Genomic DNA, 17678 nt, shown 5'->3' on the forward strand with positions numbered 1-17678 from the left:
GCCGCGTTACCCGGCCGGGGAGGCCGGGCGGCAAGGGAAAACCTCAGGCTTCGCTGACGGCTTTGTAGATCGACTGCTTGGGACGGGCAAAGACCCGGCGCAGCATCGGCTCGAAGAACGACAGCGGCTCTGCTTCGTAGTCCACATCGAAGGCAGTGGCGTCGTAGAGCGCACAGAATTCAGCCGTGCGCTGGTACAAGGGATGATCCTTGAACTGGTCGCGTAGGTGACGATCCATGCCCAGGTGGTGGAAAAAATAATATCCCTGGAACACGCCGTGCTTCTCCACCATCCACAGATTCTCCGGGGAGACGAACGGCTTGAGAATGGCCGCAGCAATGTCCGGGTGGTTGAAGGAACCGAGCGTGTCGCCAATATCATGCAGCAACGCGCACACGACATACTCTTCATCCCGGCCATCGCGGTGCGCACGTGTAGCGGTTTGCAGCGAATGCTGCAGGCGGTCAATCGGGAATCCGCCGTAATCGCCGTCGAGCAGCTTGAGATGGGTAAGAATCCGGTCAGGCAAACCGTGGGAGAATTCCTTGAAATGGCCGGAGATGGCAGCCCAATCTTCAGGGGTGCCTTCCTGCATGGCTCGGAATGTGGCTTGTTGCTGACCCTCTTGTAATGGCTGGCCCATGGGCTGGCTCTCCTCTTGTTCAGGTGTGTGAGGAATCTTAACCGGCTGTCAGGGCGGTGACTGTCGCATGCCTGACAATCGCCTCAGCCCTGTTGGGCGGTTACAGCTAGAATCGGATGCGGCCGGTCAGTGCGTCCTTGAGCATGACCCAGTCGCCCATGAAGCTATACAGTGGGTACTTGAAGGTGGCGGGCTTATTCTTTTCGAAAAAGAAATGGCCGACCCAGGCAAAGCCGTATCCGGCAACCGGAAGTGCTAACAACCACCACCAGCTCTGGGTGAACAGGACTAGGGCGAGCAGGCTGAGGACCAGCAGGCTGCCGATATAATGCAGACGTCGGCTGGTATCATTGACGTGCTCGCTCAAGTAATACGGATAGAACTCGGCAAATGAATGAAAGGTGGGTATGGGCGCCTGAGCAGAGGCATTCTGCTGGGTCATGATGTTCTCCCGTGACTGGGTTATTATCTGAGTATAGAGTAGCCAGCAAAGGTGCACCCACCTATGACCGGGTGTGCCAAAGCGATAGTTTTTTGCGGGAAAGTGTTATGGGGAAAGGAGATGCGGGGAGGAGTAACGTCTACCGAATGGACTCACATCCCTTAGTGATTAGTAAGTTAGTTGATTAATAAGTCAGTGGATTGATAACCCACATTATAAATAACAGAGAGCAGCACTCGCTGACTGCCCGAGAGGTTTATGTCTTATCCTGAACGCACTACCTCATCCAGCTGGGCTATGGCGATAGTCCAGGCGTTGGAGTTGGAAGGCCTGAGCGGTGCAGATCTGTTTGCGGATCTGGGGATGGACTATTCGCTGCTATCCGACCCCGACGCGCGCATTCCCCAGGATCAGATGACACGTCTTTGGCAGCGGGCCGTGAGCCTTTCGGGCAATCCAGCAATCGGTCTGGGTATGGGCAAGGTCATAAGGCCCGCGCACTTCAATGTGGTCGGTTTTTCTTTGTTGTCGAGCAAGACACTCAAGGACAGTCTGGCCCGGTTGGTACGTTACCAGCGAATCATCGGCGAAGCCTCGGATATGGCGCTGCTGCAAACGCCGGACAGCTATGTGCTGGAGTTGCAGATCCATGGCGACAGCTTGCCCGCGCCGACCCAGAGCCACGATGCTGCCCTGGCTTATTTACTGGCCTTCTTCCGCTGGATGACCGGAGATCGGATTACCCCGCAGCGCGTTGGCTTTGCCTACCCGGCACCGGCGGACTTGAGTGCATATGAGGCCTTGTTTGAATGTCCGTTGGCATTTTCCCGACCACGCTACAGTATTGAATTCTCCCGTCAGGTCATGGAAGCTCCTCTGGCCACTGGCAACGAGACGTTGGCGCAATTGCATGACCAGTTCGCCGGGGAATATCTGGCGCGTTTCGAGCAGACACGCGTCACCCATCAGGCTCGTCAGGTGCTTTGCCGGCTGCTGCCCCAAGGTGAGCCGAAACGGCAGGCGGTTGCCAGCGCCCTGCGAATGAGCACGCGAACGCTGCAACGACGTTTGCAGGATGAAAATACCAGCTTCCAGCAATTGCTCGACGAAACGCGGCGGGAGCTGGCGATGCAGTTTTTGCGTCAGAAGCGCATGACGCTGCTGGAAATTGCCTATCTGCTCGGGTTTGCTGATCCAAGTAACTTCTTCCGGGCGTTCAAGCGTTGGTTTGGTATGCCGCCGGGGCAATATCGTGAGCAACTGCAGGAATCGCAATCGATGACGGAGGACAGCTGATGGATGCTTTGGAAGCGTTGCACAGTCGCGTATCCGTTCCGCGGCTGGTTGCGCCCGCCCCCACTCAAGAGCAACAACAAGCGCTGTTCAACGCAGCATTGCGCGCCCCGGACCACGCATGGTTGAGGCCCTGGCGCTTTCTGGTGGTAGAGGGGGAGGGCTTGCAGGCGCTGGGTCGGGTTTACACCCAGGCGGCCCTGGCCGATACCCCCGATCTTGACCAGGAGGCGCTGGAACGGATTCAGGCGTTGCCACTGCGGGCGCCGATGATCATCGTCGCAATCAGTTGTCACCAGATGCATGAAAAAGTCCCCAGCATTGAGCAGGACCTATCCTGTGCAGCGGCGGTCAGCAATATGCTGGTAGCGGCGCATGCCATGGGTATCGGCGCCGTGTGGCGCACTGGCTGGTTGGCTTACCACAAGACAGTGCGCGAAGGGCTGGGTTTGACCGAGCAGGAGCGTTTGATCGCGTTTCTGTATCTGGGTCAGCCGGCGGGCGCTCTCAAAGCCGTTCCCGAGTTGACGCCCGGCGACTTCTTTCAGGTTTGGCCGGGTAACTGAATCAACGCTTTCAGTCCGCCCATGGTGCTGAGGCTGAAGGTCAAGCTGCCGCCATGCATGGCTATCGCGCGCCTGGCGATGGCCAACCCCAATCCATGACCGCTAGCGCCAGTCTGCCCCGGCAGGCGCAGGAACGGCTCGCCAAGACGCGGAAGCCACTGGTCATCCACGCCAGGCCCCTGGTCCTCGACGCTGATCTGGCACTGGCCGCGGCTGGTGGCCAGGCTGACCCGTATAACCCCGTGGGCTGGGGAAAAGCGCAGGGCGTTGCGCAGCAGGTTGTCCAGAGCGCTGCGCAATTGTTCTGGCCAGCCTTCGAGGGTTATCAGAGTGCTGCCAACCAACTCGAACTCTTGCGTATCCGCGACGAACTGGTTGTCCTCGATCACCTCTGCAACCAGGGTATCCAATGCAAACTGGCACGGCGGATGGTCCTGAATATCCTGGCGACTCAGTGTCAGAATGTCTTCAATCAGCAGATCAAGACGGGTGCATTCCCGGTCCAGGCGGGACCAAAGCGGGTCTTCGGTAGCCGCCCCTTGCTTGCTGCCCAGTGCCAGGCCCACGCGCAAGCGTGCCAGTGGTGATCGCAGTTCGTGAGAGATGTCGCGCATCAGCTGGCGTTGGCTATCAAGCAGGTCTTGCACGCGCTGCGCCATATGGCTGAAATGCCGGGAGAGATCTCCAATTTCGTCGCTTCGCCGACCTATACGCTCGAGTTTTTCGGCCTCAAAACGGCCCTTGGCCAGGGACTGCGAGGCCAGGCCGAGCTGGCGTAAAGGGCCAGTCAGGTAGCGGCTCAACAGCAAACTGATGATGCCCAGTAAGGCCATGGCCAGGAATATGTTGAGGATCAACGCTACGGGCGTGCGTCGCCAGTTGAACAGTTCATCCCGGGGTACAAAGAGACTCAGATGGTAATCGCCCTGGGCGCTCAGCCAGTCAAGCTGGAACAGGCGGCCATGCCAGATTTCTCTGGATTCGACATTCGGGGGCGTGCTTTGCTGAAAAATGGGTCTGCGTGGCAGGGTGCCAGGTAACAGGCTCTGGCCTTCGGTATCAAAGAGCTGTGCGCGCAAGCGATACTCGTCGCGCTGGGCATCCAGCCACCGTTGGGCAGCAGACGGCCCATCGGTTTCATAACGGGTAACCAGCTCTTCGGCGAAATCCTTGAGCTGGGGGTGGAATTGCAGCAGGAGCCAGTCCTGCTGCAATGCCCGGCTAACCAGAAAGCCCGAGCCGCCCACCATCAGCGTGGCGAGCCAGAGTATGGCAAAGACTTTCCAGAATAGCCGCATGGCGATTAGTTACTGTCTTTATCGTCATGGGCGTGGTTTTTCTTGCCTTCTTCCCAGTGCTTTTTCATCTTTTCACGCTTTTCTTCACGCATCTCCGCCATTTTGGCTTGTTGCTCCTGGGTCAGAATCGCATTCACTTCGGCTTGGTGTGTTTCACGCAGGGCGCGCTGTTGCTCTCTGTGCTTCTCATGCAGGCCTTTCAGTTGACCTTGCTGTTCGCTGCTCAGTTCGAGTTTCTCGGTCATGTACTGCATGTGCTTCTCATAACGGTCGCCACTCTTGCCGTGCGAGTCGGCCAGCAGTGCGCCAGAGAAGCCGGTGGCAAGTACCATCACGGTAGCGAGTAGGGTCTTTTTCATGGGTAACTCCTGTTGGTTCATGGCAGGCCTGAGTGTCAGGCCGTTGATGAAGAGTCTAGGGCTTGTCACGTAAATTGGGGCTGGTACTGGGTAAAGGCTGTGTAAAGGTGGCGGGGCTGTGTGTTTCAGCTAAGCCGCGGTTGATGGCTCAGCTGCTGTACAGGTAGCCCCGGCCCCTCAGCGCCTGAATCCGGCTGCGACCATCAGGATGTGGACCCAACTTGCGTCGCAGGTTGCTCAAGTGCATGTCGAGACTTCGATCATAGGGCCCCAGCGCCTTGCCGAGCGCCTGACGGGAGAGGCTTTGGCGCTCTACCAATTGGCCCGGTTTTTCCAGCAAGGCGCGAAGGATCAAGGCTTCACTTTGGGTCAACGCCAGCAGCGTCTCATCTTGCCAGGCCATCAAGCTATCCATATCCAGACGAATATCGCCTACCTGCAGGCTATTGCCAGTCGATTGCCCCTGGCTGCGGCGCAGCAGAGCGCGAAGCCGGGCCACCAGCTCGCGCGGATCGCAGGGTTTGGGCAGGTAGTCGTCGGCGCCCAATTCGAGACCGAGGATGCGGTCGATTGGCTCGCCCCGGGCACTGAGCATCAATAGCGGCGTGTTGCAGCTCTGGCGTAAATTGCGCAGCACATCCAGACCATTCATGCCCGGCAGCATGACATCCAGAATGATGACCTGAAACTGGCCGCCAATAGCCGCTTCCAGCCCGCTGGTGCCGTCATGGGCGCAGGTCAGCGCAAAGCCTTCAGCGGCCAGCCAGTCAACCAGCAACGCGCACAGCTCCTGGTCATCATCAATTATCAGGATCGCGTTGTCAGTCAATTGAGCCACTCGTTACGTTTGCCGCGGCGGCCCATATTAGCCAGCAGGAAGCCGATGACCAGACTCGCCAGCACAGTCGCTCCCCCTATCATGAACCACTCCTGGCGCTGCGCTTCCAGTAGCGCGTCGGCTTGCATGTCGGTTTGTGCGCGCGCATCAAGCAGTTCGCGATTCTGCTCTTGCAGGCGTTCCAGCAACTCGGCATCCGTGCCCGTTTCCAGCTGTTCAGCCAACCGCTGACGTTCTGCCTCCACCTGCGCCAGCTGTGCTTGCAGCGTGCCAATATCCGTACTGACATCCTCGGGCTCTGGCACTGACGTGGTCGGAGGTTCTTGTGCCAGGCTCAGACTGGGTGAGCTGAGGCACCCCAGTAGCAATAGAGCTAGTATGGGTCTGGACATCCCGTGCTCCTTGTTTAAGCTGGAAAAACGCGCTTGAACGGCTTGACCAGCACTTGGGCATAGACGCCTGCCGCGACATAGGGGTCGGCATCTGCCCACGCCTGCGCTTCGGTTTGGGAGGCAAATTCGGCCACGATCAGGCTACCAGTAAAGCCCGCGGCGCCCGGGTCAGGCGATTCAATGGCGGGGTGAGGGCCGGCCAGGACCAGCCTGCCCGCGTTTTGCAGAGCCTGCAGTCGTTCAATGTGCGCCGGGCGTGCAGTGATGCGCGCCTGCAGTGAGTCGGGTGCATCGGTGGCCATGATTGCAAATAGCATGTTGAGTCCTTGATCCGTTTCAAAGTGTTTGTAATAACAGTAAGTTATGCCATTGCACTAGGTGTTGTCAGCGTCGGGGCGGCATAATAGTGAAAATTCTTTTTGCTCGGGCACTGTTCCGATGCCACTGCCACGTTACACGGAGACCTTTTGATAGCTGATCTGCACATGCACAGCACCGCCTCGGACGGCTCGCTTGATCCGCAGGAGCTGATGCAGCGCGCGTCTGTTGCCGGTGTCGATTTGATTGCGCTGACCGACCATGATTGCCTGGACGGATTAGCCTTGGCCGAGCAAACCGCGCGGCAGCTGGGCATGCGCTGGATTAGCGGCGTGGAGTTGTCGGCGCAGTGGCAGGGGCACACAATTCACGTCCTGGGCTACGGTTTTGATCCGGCTTCGGCGGAATTTGTCAGCGCTATGCAGGCGGTCAAAGCCGGGCGCTGGCAGCGTGCCGAGCAGATCGACAAACGTCTGGAGGGGAAAAAGATGCCTGGCGCACTGGCCGGGGCGATGGCGGTGCAAAAGGCTGCCGGCAGTGCGGCAGAGAGTCCGCCAGCGCGCCCGCACTTTGCCGACTGGATGGTTGCCGAAGGTTACGTGCGCGATCGCGCAGAGGCGTTTCGAAAATGGCTTGGCTCGGGCAAGCTCGGTGATATCAAGCAGCATTGGCCAGAGCTGCCAGAGGCGGTCGAACAGATACGTTCGGCAGGCGGCATGGCGGTGATGGCGCATCCCTGGCACTACGGCTTTACCCGCGCCCGGATGCGCCGTCTGTTGAAGGATTTTGCCCAGGCCGGTGGGCGCGGTATGGAAGTGGTCAACGGCCAGCAGCCGGTAGAGCAGGTGGCGTACCTGGGCAAGGTCAGCCAGGAAATGGGCTTTCTCGCCAGTTGTGGCAGTGATTTTCATCATCCTGACTCGCCGTGGATGGCGCTGGGGAAAATGACCGCGTTACCCGCCGATTGCGCTCCGGTCTGGAATGACCCGCTGTTTAATCGCTAGAATGCAGCCACCAAAACAAGAGAGTTCAGTGTGAGCCAATATTTTCATATCCACCCGGAAAACCCTCAGGCGCGTCTGATCCGCCAGGCCGTCGAGATCATCCGCCAGGGTGGGGTGATCGCCTATCCGACTGATTCCGCCTACGCACTGGGCTGTCACTTGGGCGACAAGGATGCGTTGGAGCGTATTCGCCGGCTGCGTCAACTGGATGACAAGCACAACTTCACTTTGATCTGTCGAGACCTGTCGGAGCTGGGTGTATACGCCAAGGTCGATAACCCGACCTTCCGCCTGCTGAAAGCCAATACGCCTGGCCCTTACACTTTTATTCTGCACGCCACCGGTGAAGTGCCGCGCAGATTGCTGCATCCCAAGCGCCGCACCATAGGCATACGCATTCCTCAGCACCAGATCACGCTGGCGCTGCTTGAGGCGCTCGGCGAGCCGTTGATGAGCGTGACTCTGATGATGCCTGAGGACAATTTGCCTCTCACCGATCCGGAGATGATCCGTGATCGCATCGGCAAACAGCTGGATCTGATCATCGATGGCGGTGCCTGCAATGTCGAGCCGACTACCGTTGTCAGCCTGCTTGAACAGCAGCCTGAAGTGCAGCGCGTAGGCCTGGGTGATCCGGCGCCTTTTGGCGGCGCTCCCGGCACAGACTGATCGGGCAGGAGTCTTTGCCCAAAGCATGCGTATAATGCGCCCATTCATTTCCCTATTACCTAGTAAATTCAGGAGTCCCCTTTGAGTTCCGTCGATTCACAGCGTCGCGTATTGTCAGGCATGCGTCCCACAGGGCGTTTGCACCTGGGGCATTACCACGGGGTGCTGAAGAACTGGGTCAAGTTGCAGCACGAATACGAGTGCTTTTTCTTCGCCGCAGACTGGCATGCACTGACGACCCATTACGAGACGCCGGAAAATATCGAGCAGAACGTTTGGGACATGCTGATCGACTGGCTCGCCGCCGGCGTCAGCAGCGGCTCTTCAACGCTGTTTATCCAGTCCCAAGTGCCCGAGCATGCCGAGCTGCACCTGCTGCTGTCGATGGTCACGCCGGTCAGCTGGCTGGAGCGCGTGCCGACCTACAAGGATCAGCAGGAAAAGCTGCGTGATCTGGACCTGGCGACTTACGGCTTCTTGGGCTATCCGTTGCTGCAAAGTGCGGACATCCTGATGTATCGCGCCGGTCTGGTGCCTGTGGGTGCCGACCAGGTGGCTCACGTGGAGATTACCCGCGAAGTGGCCCGCCGCTTCAATCACCTGTACGGCAAGGAGGCGGGCTTCGAGGAGCGTGCCGAAGCGGCTGTGCACAAGATGGGCAAGAAAGCCGCCAAGCTTTACAGCAAACTGCGCAAGGCCTATCAGGAGCAGGGCGACAGTGAAGCGCTGGATACCGCTCGCGCGCTGCTGAAGGAACAGCAGAACATCACGCTCGGGGACAAGGAGCGGCTGTTCGGTTATCTGGAGGGCGGTGGCAAGGTTATCCTGCCCGAGCCGCAAGCGCTGCTGACCCCGGATTCGAAGATGCCGGGTCTTGACGGGCAGAAGATGTCCAAGTCGTACGGCAATACCATCACCCTGCGCGATACCACCGAGCAGATCGACGAGAAGATCCGTCGTATGCCCACCGATCCCGCGCGCGTGCGTCGAACCGATCCGGGCGAACCGGCCAAGTGCCCGGTCTATCAACTGCACAAGGTTTATACCGACCAGGCCACCCATGAATGGGTGCAGCAGGGTTGCCGTAGCGCCGGCATTGGTTGCCTGGAGTGCAAGCAGCCAATTATCGAGGCAGTGACCGCTGAACTGGCGCCGATTCAGGAGCGCGCTGCTGATTTTGAAAGCAATCCGGATGCGGTGCGCCTGATTCTCAATGAAGGTACCGAGCGCGCCCGCGAAGCTGCGCGCGATACCCTGATCGAAGTCCGCCAGGCCATGGGCCTGCAGTACCGCCAATAACCCATGGGCAGCCGCGCATGAGCAATCAGCCGCCGCCCGCCGACTCCGCTCGCGCGGAGCAGTTGGTTGCTCCGGCGGTTGCTGCGGCAATGACTCCCATGGGCTCAGGCCAGCAGGAAATGCCTTTTGCCATGGTCTATGGCAAAGCCGTCACGCAGATCCCGCAAGATTTGTATATTCCCCCCGAAGCGCTCGAGGTCTTCCTCGAAGCGTTTGAAGGCCCGCTCGACCTGTTGCTCTATCTGATCCGCAAACAGAATATCGATATTCTCGACATACCCGTGGCTGACATTACCAAGCAGTACATGGGCTATATCGAGTTGATGACGGTAGTGCGCCTGGAATTGGCGGCCGAGTATCTGGTGATGGCGGCCATGCTCGCCGAAATCAAATCCCGCCTGTTGCTGCCCCGGCATCAGGAAGACGAGGATGAAGAGCACGACCCGCGTGCGGAACTGATTCGTCGGCTGCAGGAATACGAGCGTTTCAAGCAGGCCGCAGAGGAAATTGACGGGTTGTCGCGGGTCGGACGTGACCTGTCGCTGGCCAGCGCGGAGGCCCCTGAGTTTCAAAGCCGGCGGGCGCATCCGGAGGTGGACATGCAGGAGCTGATGCTCGCACTCAGTGACGTGCTGCGGCGCGCCGATATGTTCGAGAGTCATCAGGTCACCCGGGAAATCCTCTCCACCCGCGAGCGTATGGCCGATGTGCTGGAGCGTTTGCGCGGACAGCCATTTGTGCCTTTTGTCAGTCTGTTCAGTGTCAGCGAGGGTAAGCTGGGGGTGGTAGTCACCTTTATGGCGGTGCTTGAGCTGGTCAAGGAACAGTTGGTGGATCTGGTGCAAAGCGAAGCCTTCGCGCCTATTCACGTCAAAGTACGAGGTGAAGATGTCCCAGCCGAAACTTGAGCATATTATTGAGGCTGCGTTGCTGGCCGCCGGCAAACCCTTGTCACTGGATCGCTTGCGCGACCTGTTTGATGAGGGCCAGGCGCCAGGTCTGGATGCGCTGCGTGAAGCGCTCGGGCGGCTAGCGGAATACTACAACGGCCGCGCCATCGAACTGCGTGAAGTTGCCAGTGGGTGGCGGCTGCAGGTGCGTGAAGAGTTTTCGCCCTGGGTCAGCCGGCTGTGGGAAGAGCGGCCGCAACGCTACTCGCGGGCGATGCTGGAAACCCTGGCGCTGATCGCCTACCGTCAGCCGATTACCCGTGGCGAGATCGAAGATGTGCGCGGCGTGGCAGTCAGCAGCCAGATCATCAAAACACTGCTCGAGCGCGAGTGGGTAAGGGTGGTCGGGCATCGCGACGTGCCAGGTCGACCTTCCATGTACGCCACCACCCGTCAGTTCCTTGACCACTTCAATCTGCGCAGCCTCAGCGAGTTACCGCCGCTGGCGGCGATTCGTGACCTGGATCAGGAACCGGAGCTGGCGCTGCAGGATGAGGGTGCGGTGGATGACGTTGATACTCCCTGGATGCCGGTAGAGCCGTTGAAGGCCTTGGATGCTGCGGGCGCGGAAACCGGCTTTCACGCATTGCTGGACGAGCTGGGGGAAATGGAATTCAACCTGAAAACCGATTTTGATGATTATCAACCGCAGCGGTCGACCTCAGACCCAGATCAGGACGATGACCCTGAAGCTAGCGCGGATCCTGACCAGCGCTGAGTTTATCTGGCTGGTCGACGGCCTTGGTGGTAATCTAGTCGGTCATTATTTTCTACATCGTCTTCTCTACACTGTCTTTTCTACACCGGGAGGTGCCACGCATGACCGATCATCCTACCAATTCTGACTCAACCTCTGTCAGCGGCGAAAAGCTGCAAAAGGTGCTTGCCCGCGTCGGGCTTGGTTCGCGCCGTGAGGTTGAGGCCTGGATCGAAGCCGGACGCATCAGCGTCAACGGCAAGCTCGCTACCCTGGGTTGCCGGGTCGACAGCCTGGACCAGATTCTGGTCGATGGTCGTCCGGTCAAGCGCGATATCGAAAATGAAGAAGCCCGCCGAGTCATGCTCTACAACAAGCCGGAAGGCGAAGTCTGTACCCGTGACGATCCCGAAGGTCGGCCTACCGTTTTTGATCGTTTGCCGCGGCTCAAGCATGGCCGCTGGATCAACATCGGCCGCCTCGATATCAACACTTCAGGCCTGTTGCTGTTCACCACCGACGGCGAACTGGCTAACCGCTTGATGCATCCGTCCTATCAGATGGACCGCGAGTACGCTGTGCGGGTCATGGGCGAAGTGGACGAGGAAATGATCGAGCGACTCAAGACCGGCGTTATGCTTGATGATGGTCCTGCGCGCTTCACCGACGTTGTGACCGCCGGTGGCGAGGGTATCAACCGCTGGTACCACGTGTGTCTGATGGAAGGCCGCAACCGTGAAGTGCGCCGCCTGTGGGAATCCCAGGGTATGCGCGTCAACCGCCTCAAGCGTGTACGTTTCGGGCCGGTGTTCCTTGGGCCAGAGTTGCCGGTGGGTCGCTGGCGCGAAATGAAGCAGAACGAAATCGATGCGTTGAGTCAGGAGGTCGGGCTCACTCCGATATCATTGCCAGCCATGAAGACTGCTGACCGGGAGAAGGCTCAGCGGCTTGCGCGCAAGCCTTCCATGCATCAGCCGCGTGCGGTTCGGCGTACCAAGGTGCCGCACAAGTCGCGTTGAAACGCCTGTAGCTGCAGAGCTGGTCGTCAGCAGGCAATCCTGTTGCGACCAGCGCGCTTGGCGACATACATCAGCTTGTCACCGCGCTCCAGTAGACCCTCGTTGTTCTCTTCCGCTTTCAATGTTGCAACCCCCAGGCTTGCCGTCATCGGGATGGGGTCGCCATCAATTTCGAACTGCATCTGCGCAATGCTGCAACGAATCCGTTCAGCGACGAAGCGCGCGGCATGATTGTCGGTATTGCTCAGTACCACGACAAACTCCTCACCACCCATACGGAATAGCTCGTCTACATCGCGCAGGCAACTGCGTGCACAGTTGACCACGGCTTTAAGCGCCGCGTCACCGTAGGCGTGCCCGTACTTGTCGTTGATCTGCTTGAAATGGTCTATATCCAGCACCAGCAACGATAGAGGTGTGTGGTGGCGTGAGGAGAACTTCACTTCACGGGTCAGTGCCTGATCAAGACCCAGGCGATTGCCGATGCCCGTCAGACTATCGTTCAAGGCTGAGTGCAGGGCAGCCCGGTACATCAGCGCGTTGCGCAAGGGATACAGCAGATTGCCGAGCAATGTCTCCAGACTCTGTAGCTGTACTTCGCTGAAGCGTTTGTCACGAGTGAACTGAATCTCGCCCAGAAAGTCACCGGCATGCGTCATGCGGTAGTTGCAGCGGTGCATGCTTGGCACGCCCTTGCTTACTTTCACGGCGTGGGCGTCGTGGTGAAACTCAAGGCTGTTGAGGCCCATGAATTCCTGCACGGCGGTGAAGAAAAGATCCAGTACCCGCTCAAGCTCCAGCGAGGTTTGCAGTTGCTGGGTGAGCCGCTGCTGCAGACCTAACACGGTCATGTGCTTGACTGCTTTTTCACGCTGGATAGCGACTGACGAAAGCTTTTTTTCACTGATGAGCTTCAGGCGCGCCGAGTCGAAGTCAATGGTGTTGCTGGTCGATAACGTCATGGCTGCGCCTGCAGTAGAGTGTGATATCAATACACCATGCAGGGTTTGTGCCTATTATATTAAATTGTTATTAATCAAAGATTTGATTCGGATTGATCGGCAAAAAAAGGAAAAAGCGGCAAAAAGTTGCCGCTTTTTCCAAAACGCGCGCGCTGGTCGAAAAGGGGTGACAAAAAACCGCCTACTGGGCGTCGAGGGCCTGGCCGTTGACGGTTTTGCTGTCGGGCCCCAGCAGATAGAGAAAGGCTGGCATTATTTGCGCAGGCTCTGGGTTCGTCTCGGGTGCCTCTCCTGGGTAGGCCGCAGCGCGCATGCTGGTCCGGGTGGCCCCGGGATTCAGGCTGTTGAAACGTATGGCGCTGGTACCTTCCTGTTCGTCGGCGAACACCTGCATCATGCCCTCCAGGGCAAACTTGCTCACCGCATAGGGTCCCCAGAAAGCCTTGCCTTTGCGGCCGACGCTGGAAGACACGCAGACCACGGATGCATCGGGAGCGGCGCGTAATAGCGGCATCATCGACTTGCTCAGCAGGAAAGGCGCGTTGACGTTGACCTGCATCAGTTGCAACCAGGCTTCAGCCTTGACGTTGTCGAGCATGGTGCGCGGGCCGAGCAGGGCGGCGTTGTGTACGAGGCCGTCGAGCTTGCCAAAGGTGTCGAACAGCTGATCAGCCAGATCCAGATAGTCTTTCTCCAGCGCAGTTTCCAGGTTTAGCGGGCAGAGCGCCGGCTGCGGAAAGCCGGAGGCTTCAATCTCATCGTAGACCGCTTCAAGTTTCGACGGCGTGCGGCCGATCAGTACCACGGTTGCCCCATGGCCAGCACAGCTCAGCGCGCAAGCACGGCCGATTCCGTCGCCGGCACCGGTGATCAATATCACACGATCCTTGAGCAGGTTCTGGGGTGCCTGATAATCAAACATGGGGTGCCTCCTGAAGTTGCCTTTGCGCTAGCCATGGGCGCAGCTCGGCTGGGGATCGTACGCTGTGAGTCGCCTGCCATCCAGCCGGATCCTCGCCTGGGGGAATGTAGCCATACAGCGCGGCAATGGTCGGCATATCCGCTGCTTTCCCCGCGAGGATGTCGCGCAGGTGATCGCCTATATAAACTGAATGGTGCGGCTCTACACCCATTTGGACGCAGGCTTTGAGCAGGGGTTCCGGATGCGGTTTGCCGTGGCTGACCTGATCGGGGCAGACCAGCGCATGACAACGGTCTTCCAGGCCCATGGCCGCCAGTAACGGAATGCTGAAGCGACTGAGCTTGTTGGTCACCACGCCCCAGGGCATTCCCTGGCCATCGAGCCAATCAAGCAGTTCCGGAATGCCATCGAAAGGCCGAGTGTGTACCGCCAACGCCAGATCGTAGCGCTGCAGAAACTCTTCACGCAGTGCCTCGAAGCCCGGGTCGGTGGGCTGCATGTTGAAGGCGCTGCTGAGCATGCCAACCGAGCCGTCAGATACCCGGTCGCGGATACGTATGGCATCCACTGGGGGCAAGCCGCGTTCCTGGCGCATGGCCAAAATGATCGCCATAAAATCGTCGACGGTATCCAGCAAGGTGCCGTCAAGATCGAAGAGTACGCTGGTCAGCATGCCGTCAGGCGCTGCGCCGAGTGTGGATCATGTAATTCACATCCACATCGGATTCCAGTTTATAGACCTTGGTCAGCGGGTTGTAAGTCAGGCCGATGATGTCCTGCATGTCCAGGCCGGCTTCGCGTGACCAGCGGCCCAGCTCGGCGGGTTTGATAAACTTGGCGAATTCATGGGTGCCCCGCGGCAGCAAACGCAGTACGTATTCGGCGCCAACAATGGCAAACACAAAGGATTTCGGATTGCGGTTGATGGTCGAGAAGAAAATGTCGCCGCCGGGTTTGACCAGGGTGGCGCAGGCGCGGATGACGGACGCGGGATCGGGCACGTGTTCGAGCATTTCCAGGCAGGTAACCACGTCAAAGCGACCGGGATGCAGCTCCGCGAGTTGCTCGGCGGTGATCTGCTGATAGTCCACCTCTACGCCGGATTCGAGCTGATGCAGCCGGGCGACGGCCAGCGGCGCTTCACCCATATCAATGCCCATCACCTTGGCGCCACGCAGGGCCATGGCTTCGGCGAGAATACCCCCGCCGCAGCCAACATCCAGCACTTCTTTACCCGCCAGGCCAACACGTTCATCAATCCAGTTGGTGCGCAACGGGTTGATCTGGTGCAGTGGCTTGAACTCGCTATTGCGGTCCCACCAGCGGCTGGCCAGCGCCTCGAATTTGGCGATTTCTGCCTGGTCCACATTAAGCGTCATGTTCTTCGTCCCCTGTCTGAATCTGTTGGGCCCACTCGTTCACCGCTTCGAGCAGGCCATCCTGGTCGGCCAACTGCAGCTGGCCAGATCTGACTTTTTGCCGGCCAGCCACCCACACATCTGACACATGCGAGGCGTTGCAGGTATAGAGTAATTGTGACACCGGATGGTAGACGGGTTGCAAGGGCAGGGCGGAAAGGTCCACCGCGACCATGTCCGCCAATTTGCCAGGCTCCAGCGATCCGGTTTGCTCCGCTATTCCCAGCGCCTGAGCACCGGCCAGCGTGGCCATGCGCAAGGCACTGTGCGCATCCAGCGCGGTGGGCTGCCCAGATACGCCTTTGGCCAGCAATGCTGCGGTGCGCAGCTCGGCAAACATATCCAGATCATTGTTGCTGGCAGCGCCATCAGTACCCAGCGCAACATTAATATTGTTGTCCAGCAGACGCTGGACCGGGCAGAAGCCGCTGGCAAGCTTCATGTTGGATTCGGGGCAATGAATGATCTGTACGCCATAGTCCCCGAGAAGCTGCATATCCTGATCGTCGATCTGGGTCATATGCACCGCCTGCAGACGCGGGCTGAGCAAGCCGAGCTCACGCAAGCGCTGCAGCGGGCGCATGCCCGTCTGGCGTATTGCTTCTTCCACCTCGAAAGCGGTTTCGTGAACGTGCATATGCACCGGCAGTTCCAGTTCATCTGCCAGCGTGCGTACGCGGATAAGTGTATCGTCGCCCACGGTGTAGGGTGCGTGCGGGCCAAAGGCGACACTGATCAGCTCATTGTGTTTACTGTCGTCATGCAGGCGCAGGCCCTTGGATATGGCTTCGGCGCTGTTCTGCGCGCCGGGGATCGGGTTGTCGATAACCGGAAATGCCAGTTGCGCGCGGATTCCGGCGTCCATGGCTACCTGGGCCGCGATCTCGGGATAGAAATACATGTCGGCGAAAGAGGTGGTGCCCCCACGGAGCATCTCGGAAACGGCCAGTCGCGTGCCGATACGAACAAAGTCCTCGCTTACCCAACGGCCTTCAGCCGGCCAGATGTGATCATTCAGCCAGCTCATCAATGGCAGGTCATCGGCGAGCCCGCGGAACAGACTCATGGCCGCATGGCCATGGGCATTGATCAGCCCTGGGATCAGCACATGATGAGGCAGTTCACGGCGTTCACGGGCCTGCAGGGTAGCAGCGCGCTGCTGGCTGACGATGCCGAGGATGCGGCTTTGGTGCACAATAACAACATGATTTTCCAGTACCTGGCCGGTGGGCACGACGGGCACAATCCAGCGCGCCGAGATCAGCAGGTCGACGGAATCGGGCAGAGATAGCATGGGGAGTTCATCTTGGATCATGCGCAGCAGTATAACGGCTGCCTTCGATTGGGTGGAGTGACATTTCATTTCTGCGTTCGTCAGGCCACCCCGGGGATGGGTATACTGGCGGTTTAGGAGGGTCACCATGCAGCCTGCTACACAATCAGCCACAGCGGACAAAGTGAAAGCCCTCGAATGGCGCGGCGGCGTATTACGCCTGCTCGATCAGCGCCAGTTGCCAGCGCGCGAAGAATATATCGATTGCGCTGATGCGGATCAGGTGGCAACGGCCATCCGCGACATGGTCGTGCGTGGTGCGCCAGCGATTGGTATCGCTGCGGCCTATGGTGTTGCGCTGGCCGCCCGCCGCGTCGGCCAGAGCGAGGACTGGGCGCAGGCGCTGAAGGCGGATCTTGAACTGCTGGAAAATGCACGGCCGACGGCGGTCAACCTGAGTTGGGCATTGAAGTTGATGCGCGACCGGCTGGCGCGTCTTTCCGCCCACGCCGATGTTCCCGCACGCCTGCTTGAGGCGGCTCAGTCGATTCATCAAAGCGATCATGAAGCCAATCTGACCATGGGCAAGCTGGGCATGGAGCTGATCCGCAAGCATCAGAAGACGCCGCAAAACCTGCTTACCCACTGCAACGCGGGCGCATTGGCCACTGGTGGCTATGGAACAGCGCTGGGCGTGATTCGCGCCGCGCATGCGGCCGGGCTGGTCGACAAAGTGTTTATTGACGAAACCCGACCCTGGCTGCAGGGCTCGCGGCTGACCGCATGGGAGCTTGAACGCGACGGTATCGAGGCGAGTATCAATGTTGATTCGGCCGCCGGCCATTTGATGAAGACCCAGACCATCACCTGGGTCATCGTTGGCGCGGACCGGATTGCTGCCAATGGCGATGTGGTGAACAAGATCGGAACCTATTCGCTGTCGATTCTGGCCATGCATCACGGCCTGCGGTTTATGGTTGTTGCGCCAAGCTCGACCATCGACATGGCGCTGGAACATGGTGATGAGGTGGTTATCGAGGAGCGGGGCGCCGCCGAGCTGCTGCAGCTCGGTGGCCAATCACTGGATGTCGGTGTGCCGGTGTTCAATCCGGTGTTCGATGTGACGCCGGCGGATCTGATCGACGCCATTGTGACCGAAAAAGGCGTAATCGAGCGCCCGGACGCGCGCAAGTTGGCCGATCTGATGAGTCACCGGCATCTGCACTGAGCGGTGGCTTGATCCTTTCCAGGGACCCGTTCGTCCTTCTTGTTGGAATAGCAGGCTCAGACTTGCGTTTCGCCTCCCTCCCAGCCTC

General features: G+C 59.0%; 21 protein-coding genes. 9 read left to right on the forward strand and 12 right to left on the reverse strand.

Annotated features, from left to right (window positions below):
• Nucleotides 1–43: 43 nt before the first annotated feature.
• The gene (locus DT594_RS01415; RefSeq protein WP_096346083.1) at nt 44–643 is read right to left on the reverse strand and encodes an HD domain-containing protein; all 600 of its coding nucleotides are present in this window, start codon (nt 641–643) and stop codon (nt 44–46) included.
• Between the two features lie 106 nt (nt 644–749).
• Nucleotides 750–1085, reverse strand: coding sequence for an Mpo1-like protein (locus tag DT594_RS01420; protein ID WP_149331043.1), 336 nt, complete (start codon nt 1083–1085; stop codon nt 750–752).
• Between the two features lie 258 nt (nt 1086–1343).
• On the opposite strand from DT594_RS01420, the gene DT594_RS01425 reads away from it, so the two are divergent.
• Together DT594_RS01425 and DT594_RS01430 are read left to right on the forward strand one after the other, a co-directional pair.
• Complete coding sequence (locus DT594_RS01425; RefSeq protein WP_149331044.1) at nt 1344–2381, forward strand: AraC family transcriptional regulator; 1038 nt, start codon at nt 1344–1346, stop codon at nt 2379–2381.
• Nucleotides 2381–2944 carry a nitroreductase family protein gene (locus DT594_RS01430; RefSeq protein WP_149331045.1) on the forward strand — a complete coding sequence of 188 codons (564 nt, stop codon included), beginning with the start codon at nt 2381–2383 and terminating at the stop codon, nt 2942–2944. Before DT594_RS01425 ends, DT594_RS01430 begins: the two co-directional genes overlap by 1 nt.
• Here DT594_RS01430 and DT594_RS01435 read toward each other — a convergent pair.
• The 5 genes from DT594_RS01435 to DT594_RS01455 all read right to left on the reverse strand — a co-directional run bounded on the left by DT594_RS01435 (nt 2923) and on the right by DT594_RS01455 (nt 6148).
• On the reverse strand, nt 2923–4242 hold the full coding sequence (locus tag DT594_RS01435) for a sensor histidine kinase (protein WP_149331046.1): 1320 nt from the start codon (nt 4240–4242) through the stop codon (nt 2923–2925). The genes DT594_RS01430 and DT594_RS01435 overlap by 22 nt on opposite strands.
• 5 nt (nt 4243–4247) lie before the next feature.
• The gene (locus DT594_RS01440; RefSeq protein WP_149331047.1) at nt 4248–4601 is read right to left on the reverse strand and encodes a hypothetical protein; all 354 of its coding nucleotides are present in this window, start codon (nt 4599–4601) and stop codon (nt 4248–4250) included.
• A gap of 148 nt (nt 4602–4749) precedes the next feature.
• Nucleotides 4750–5430 (reverse strand): response regulator transcription factor, encoded by a 681-nt coding sequence (locus DT594_RS01445; RefSeq protein WP_096346077.1) that lies wholly within the window; start codon nt 5428–5430, stop codon nt 4750–4752.
• On the reverse strand, nt 5427–5831 hold the full coding sequence (locus DT594_RS01450; RefSeq protein ID WP_149331048.1) for an SH3 domain-containing protein: 405 nt from the start codon (nt 5829–5831) through the stop codon (nt 5427–5429). The genes DT594_RS01445 and DT594_RS01450 overlap by 4 nt, the downstream gene beginning before the upstream one ends.
• Before the next feature lie 14 nt (nt 5832–5845).
• A complete protein-coding gene (locus DT594_RS01455) occupies nt 5846–6148 on the reverse strand; it encodes a YciI family protein (protein ID WP_149331049.1) in 303 nt (100 codons plus the stop codon).
• Between the two features lie 150 nt (nt 6149–6298).
• On the opposite strand from DT594_RS01455, the gene DT594_RS01460 reads away from it, so the two are divergent.
• From DT594_RS01460 to rluB, 6 genes are all read left to right on the forward strand, one after another.
• On the forward strand, nt 6299–7153 hold the full coding sequence (locus DT594_RS01460) for a PHP domain-containing protein (RefSeq protein ID WP_149331050.1): 855 nt from the start codon (nt 6299–6301) through the stop codon (nt 7151–7153).
• 30 nt (nt 7154–7183) lie between these two features.
• Nucleotides 7184–7822: an L-threonylcarbamoyladenylate synthase gene (locus tag DT594_RS01465; protein ID WP_149331051.1), complete on the forward strand. Its 639-nt coding sequence runs from the start codon at nt 7184–7186 to the stop codon at nt 7820–7822.
• Between the two features lie 81 nt (nt 7823–7903).
• Nucleotides 7904–9121, forward strand: a complete 1218-nt coding sequence (locus DT594_RS01470) for a tryptophan--tRNA ligase (RefSeq protein ID WP_149331052.1) — start codon at nt 7904–7906, stop codon at nt 9119–9121.
• Nucleotides 9122–9210: 89 nt separating this feature from the next.
• The gene (locus DT594_RS01475) at nt 9211–10029 is read left to right on the forward strand and encodes a segregation and condensation protein A (RefSeq protein WP_149331908.1); all 819 of its coding nucleotides are present in this window, start codon (nt 9211–9213) and stop codon (nt 10027–10029) included.
• Nucleotides 10004–10789 (forward strand): SMC-Scp complex subunit ScpB, encoded by a 786-nt coding sequence (gene scpB / locus DT594_RS01480; protein ID WP_149331053.1) that lies wholly within the window; start codon nt 10004–10006, stop codon nt 10787–10789. Before DT594_RS01475 ends, scpB begins: the two co-directional genes overlap by 26 nt.
• Before the next feature lie 101 nt (nt 10790–10890).
• Nucleotides 10891–11787, forward strand: coding sequence for a 23S rRNA pseudouridine(2605) synthase RluB (rluB, locus tag DT594_RS01485; RefSeq protein WP_149331054.1), 897 nt, complete (start codon nt 10891–10893; stop codon nt 11785–11787).
• Between the two features lie 26 nt (nt 11788–11813).
• Here rluB and DT594_RS01490 read toward each other — a convergent pair whose 3' ends face one another.
• The 5 genes from DT594_RS01490 to DT594_RS01510 all read right to left on the reverse strand — a co-directional run bounded on the left by DT594_RS01490 (nt 11814) and on the right by DT594_RS01510 (nt 16383).
• A complete protein-coding gene (locus DT594_RS01490) occupies nt 11814–12749 on the reverse strand; it encodes a GGDEF domain-containing protein (protein WP_149331055.1) in 936 nt (311 codons plus the stop codon).
• 181 nt (nt 12750–12930) lie between these two features.
• Nucleotides 12931–13671 carry a YciK family oxidoreductase gene (locus DT594_RS01495; protein ID WP_149331056.1) on the reverse strand — a complete coding sequence of 247 codons (741 nt, stop codon included), beginning with the start codon at nt 13669–13671 and terminating at the stop codon, nt 12931–12933.
• Entirely contained in the window at nt 13664–14344 is a 681-nt protein-coding gene (locus DT594_RS01500; protein WP_149331057.1) for an HAD family hydrolase, read from the reverse strand. Before DT594_RS01500 ends, DT594_RS01495 begins: the two co-directional genes overlap by 8 nt.
• Nucleotides 14345–14348: 4 nt before the next feature.
• On the reverse strand, nt 14349–15050 hold the full coding sequence (gene ubiG, locus DT594_RS01505; RefSeq protein ID WP_096346066.1) for a bifunctional 2-polyprenyl-6-hydroxyphenol methylase/3-demethylubiquinol 3-O-methyltransferase UbiG: 702 nt from the start codon (nt 15048–15050) through the stop codon (nt 14349–14351).
• Entirely contained in the window at nt 15040–16383 is a 1344-nt protein-coding gene (locus DT594_RS01510; RefSeq protein ID WP_149331058.1) for a TRZ/ATZ family hydrolase, read from the reverse strand. Before DT594_RS01510 ends, ubiG begins: the two co-directional genes overlap by 11 nt.
• Before the next feature lie 127 nt (nt 16384–16510).
• Here DT594_RS01510 and mtnA point away from each other — a divergent pair, with 127 nt between their 5' ends.
• Nucleotides 16511–17590 (forward strand): S-methyl-5-thioribose-1-phosphate isomerase, encoded by a 1080-nt coding sequence (gene mtnA, locus DT594_RS01515; RefSeq protein ID WP_149331059.1) that lies wholly within the window; start codon nt 16511–16513, stop codon nt 17588–17590.
• The last annotated feature ends 88 nt before the right edge of the window (nt 17591–17678 follow it).

This window comes from Halopseudomonas laoshanensis, assembly GCF_008365385.1.
GTDB lineage: Bacteria > Pseudomonadota > Gammaproteobacteria > Pseudomonadales > Pseudomonadaceae > Halopseudomonas > Halopseudomonas laoshanensis.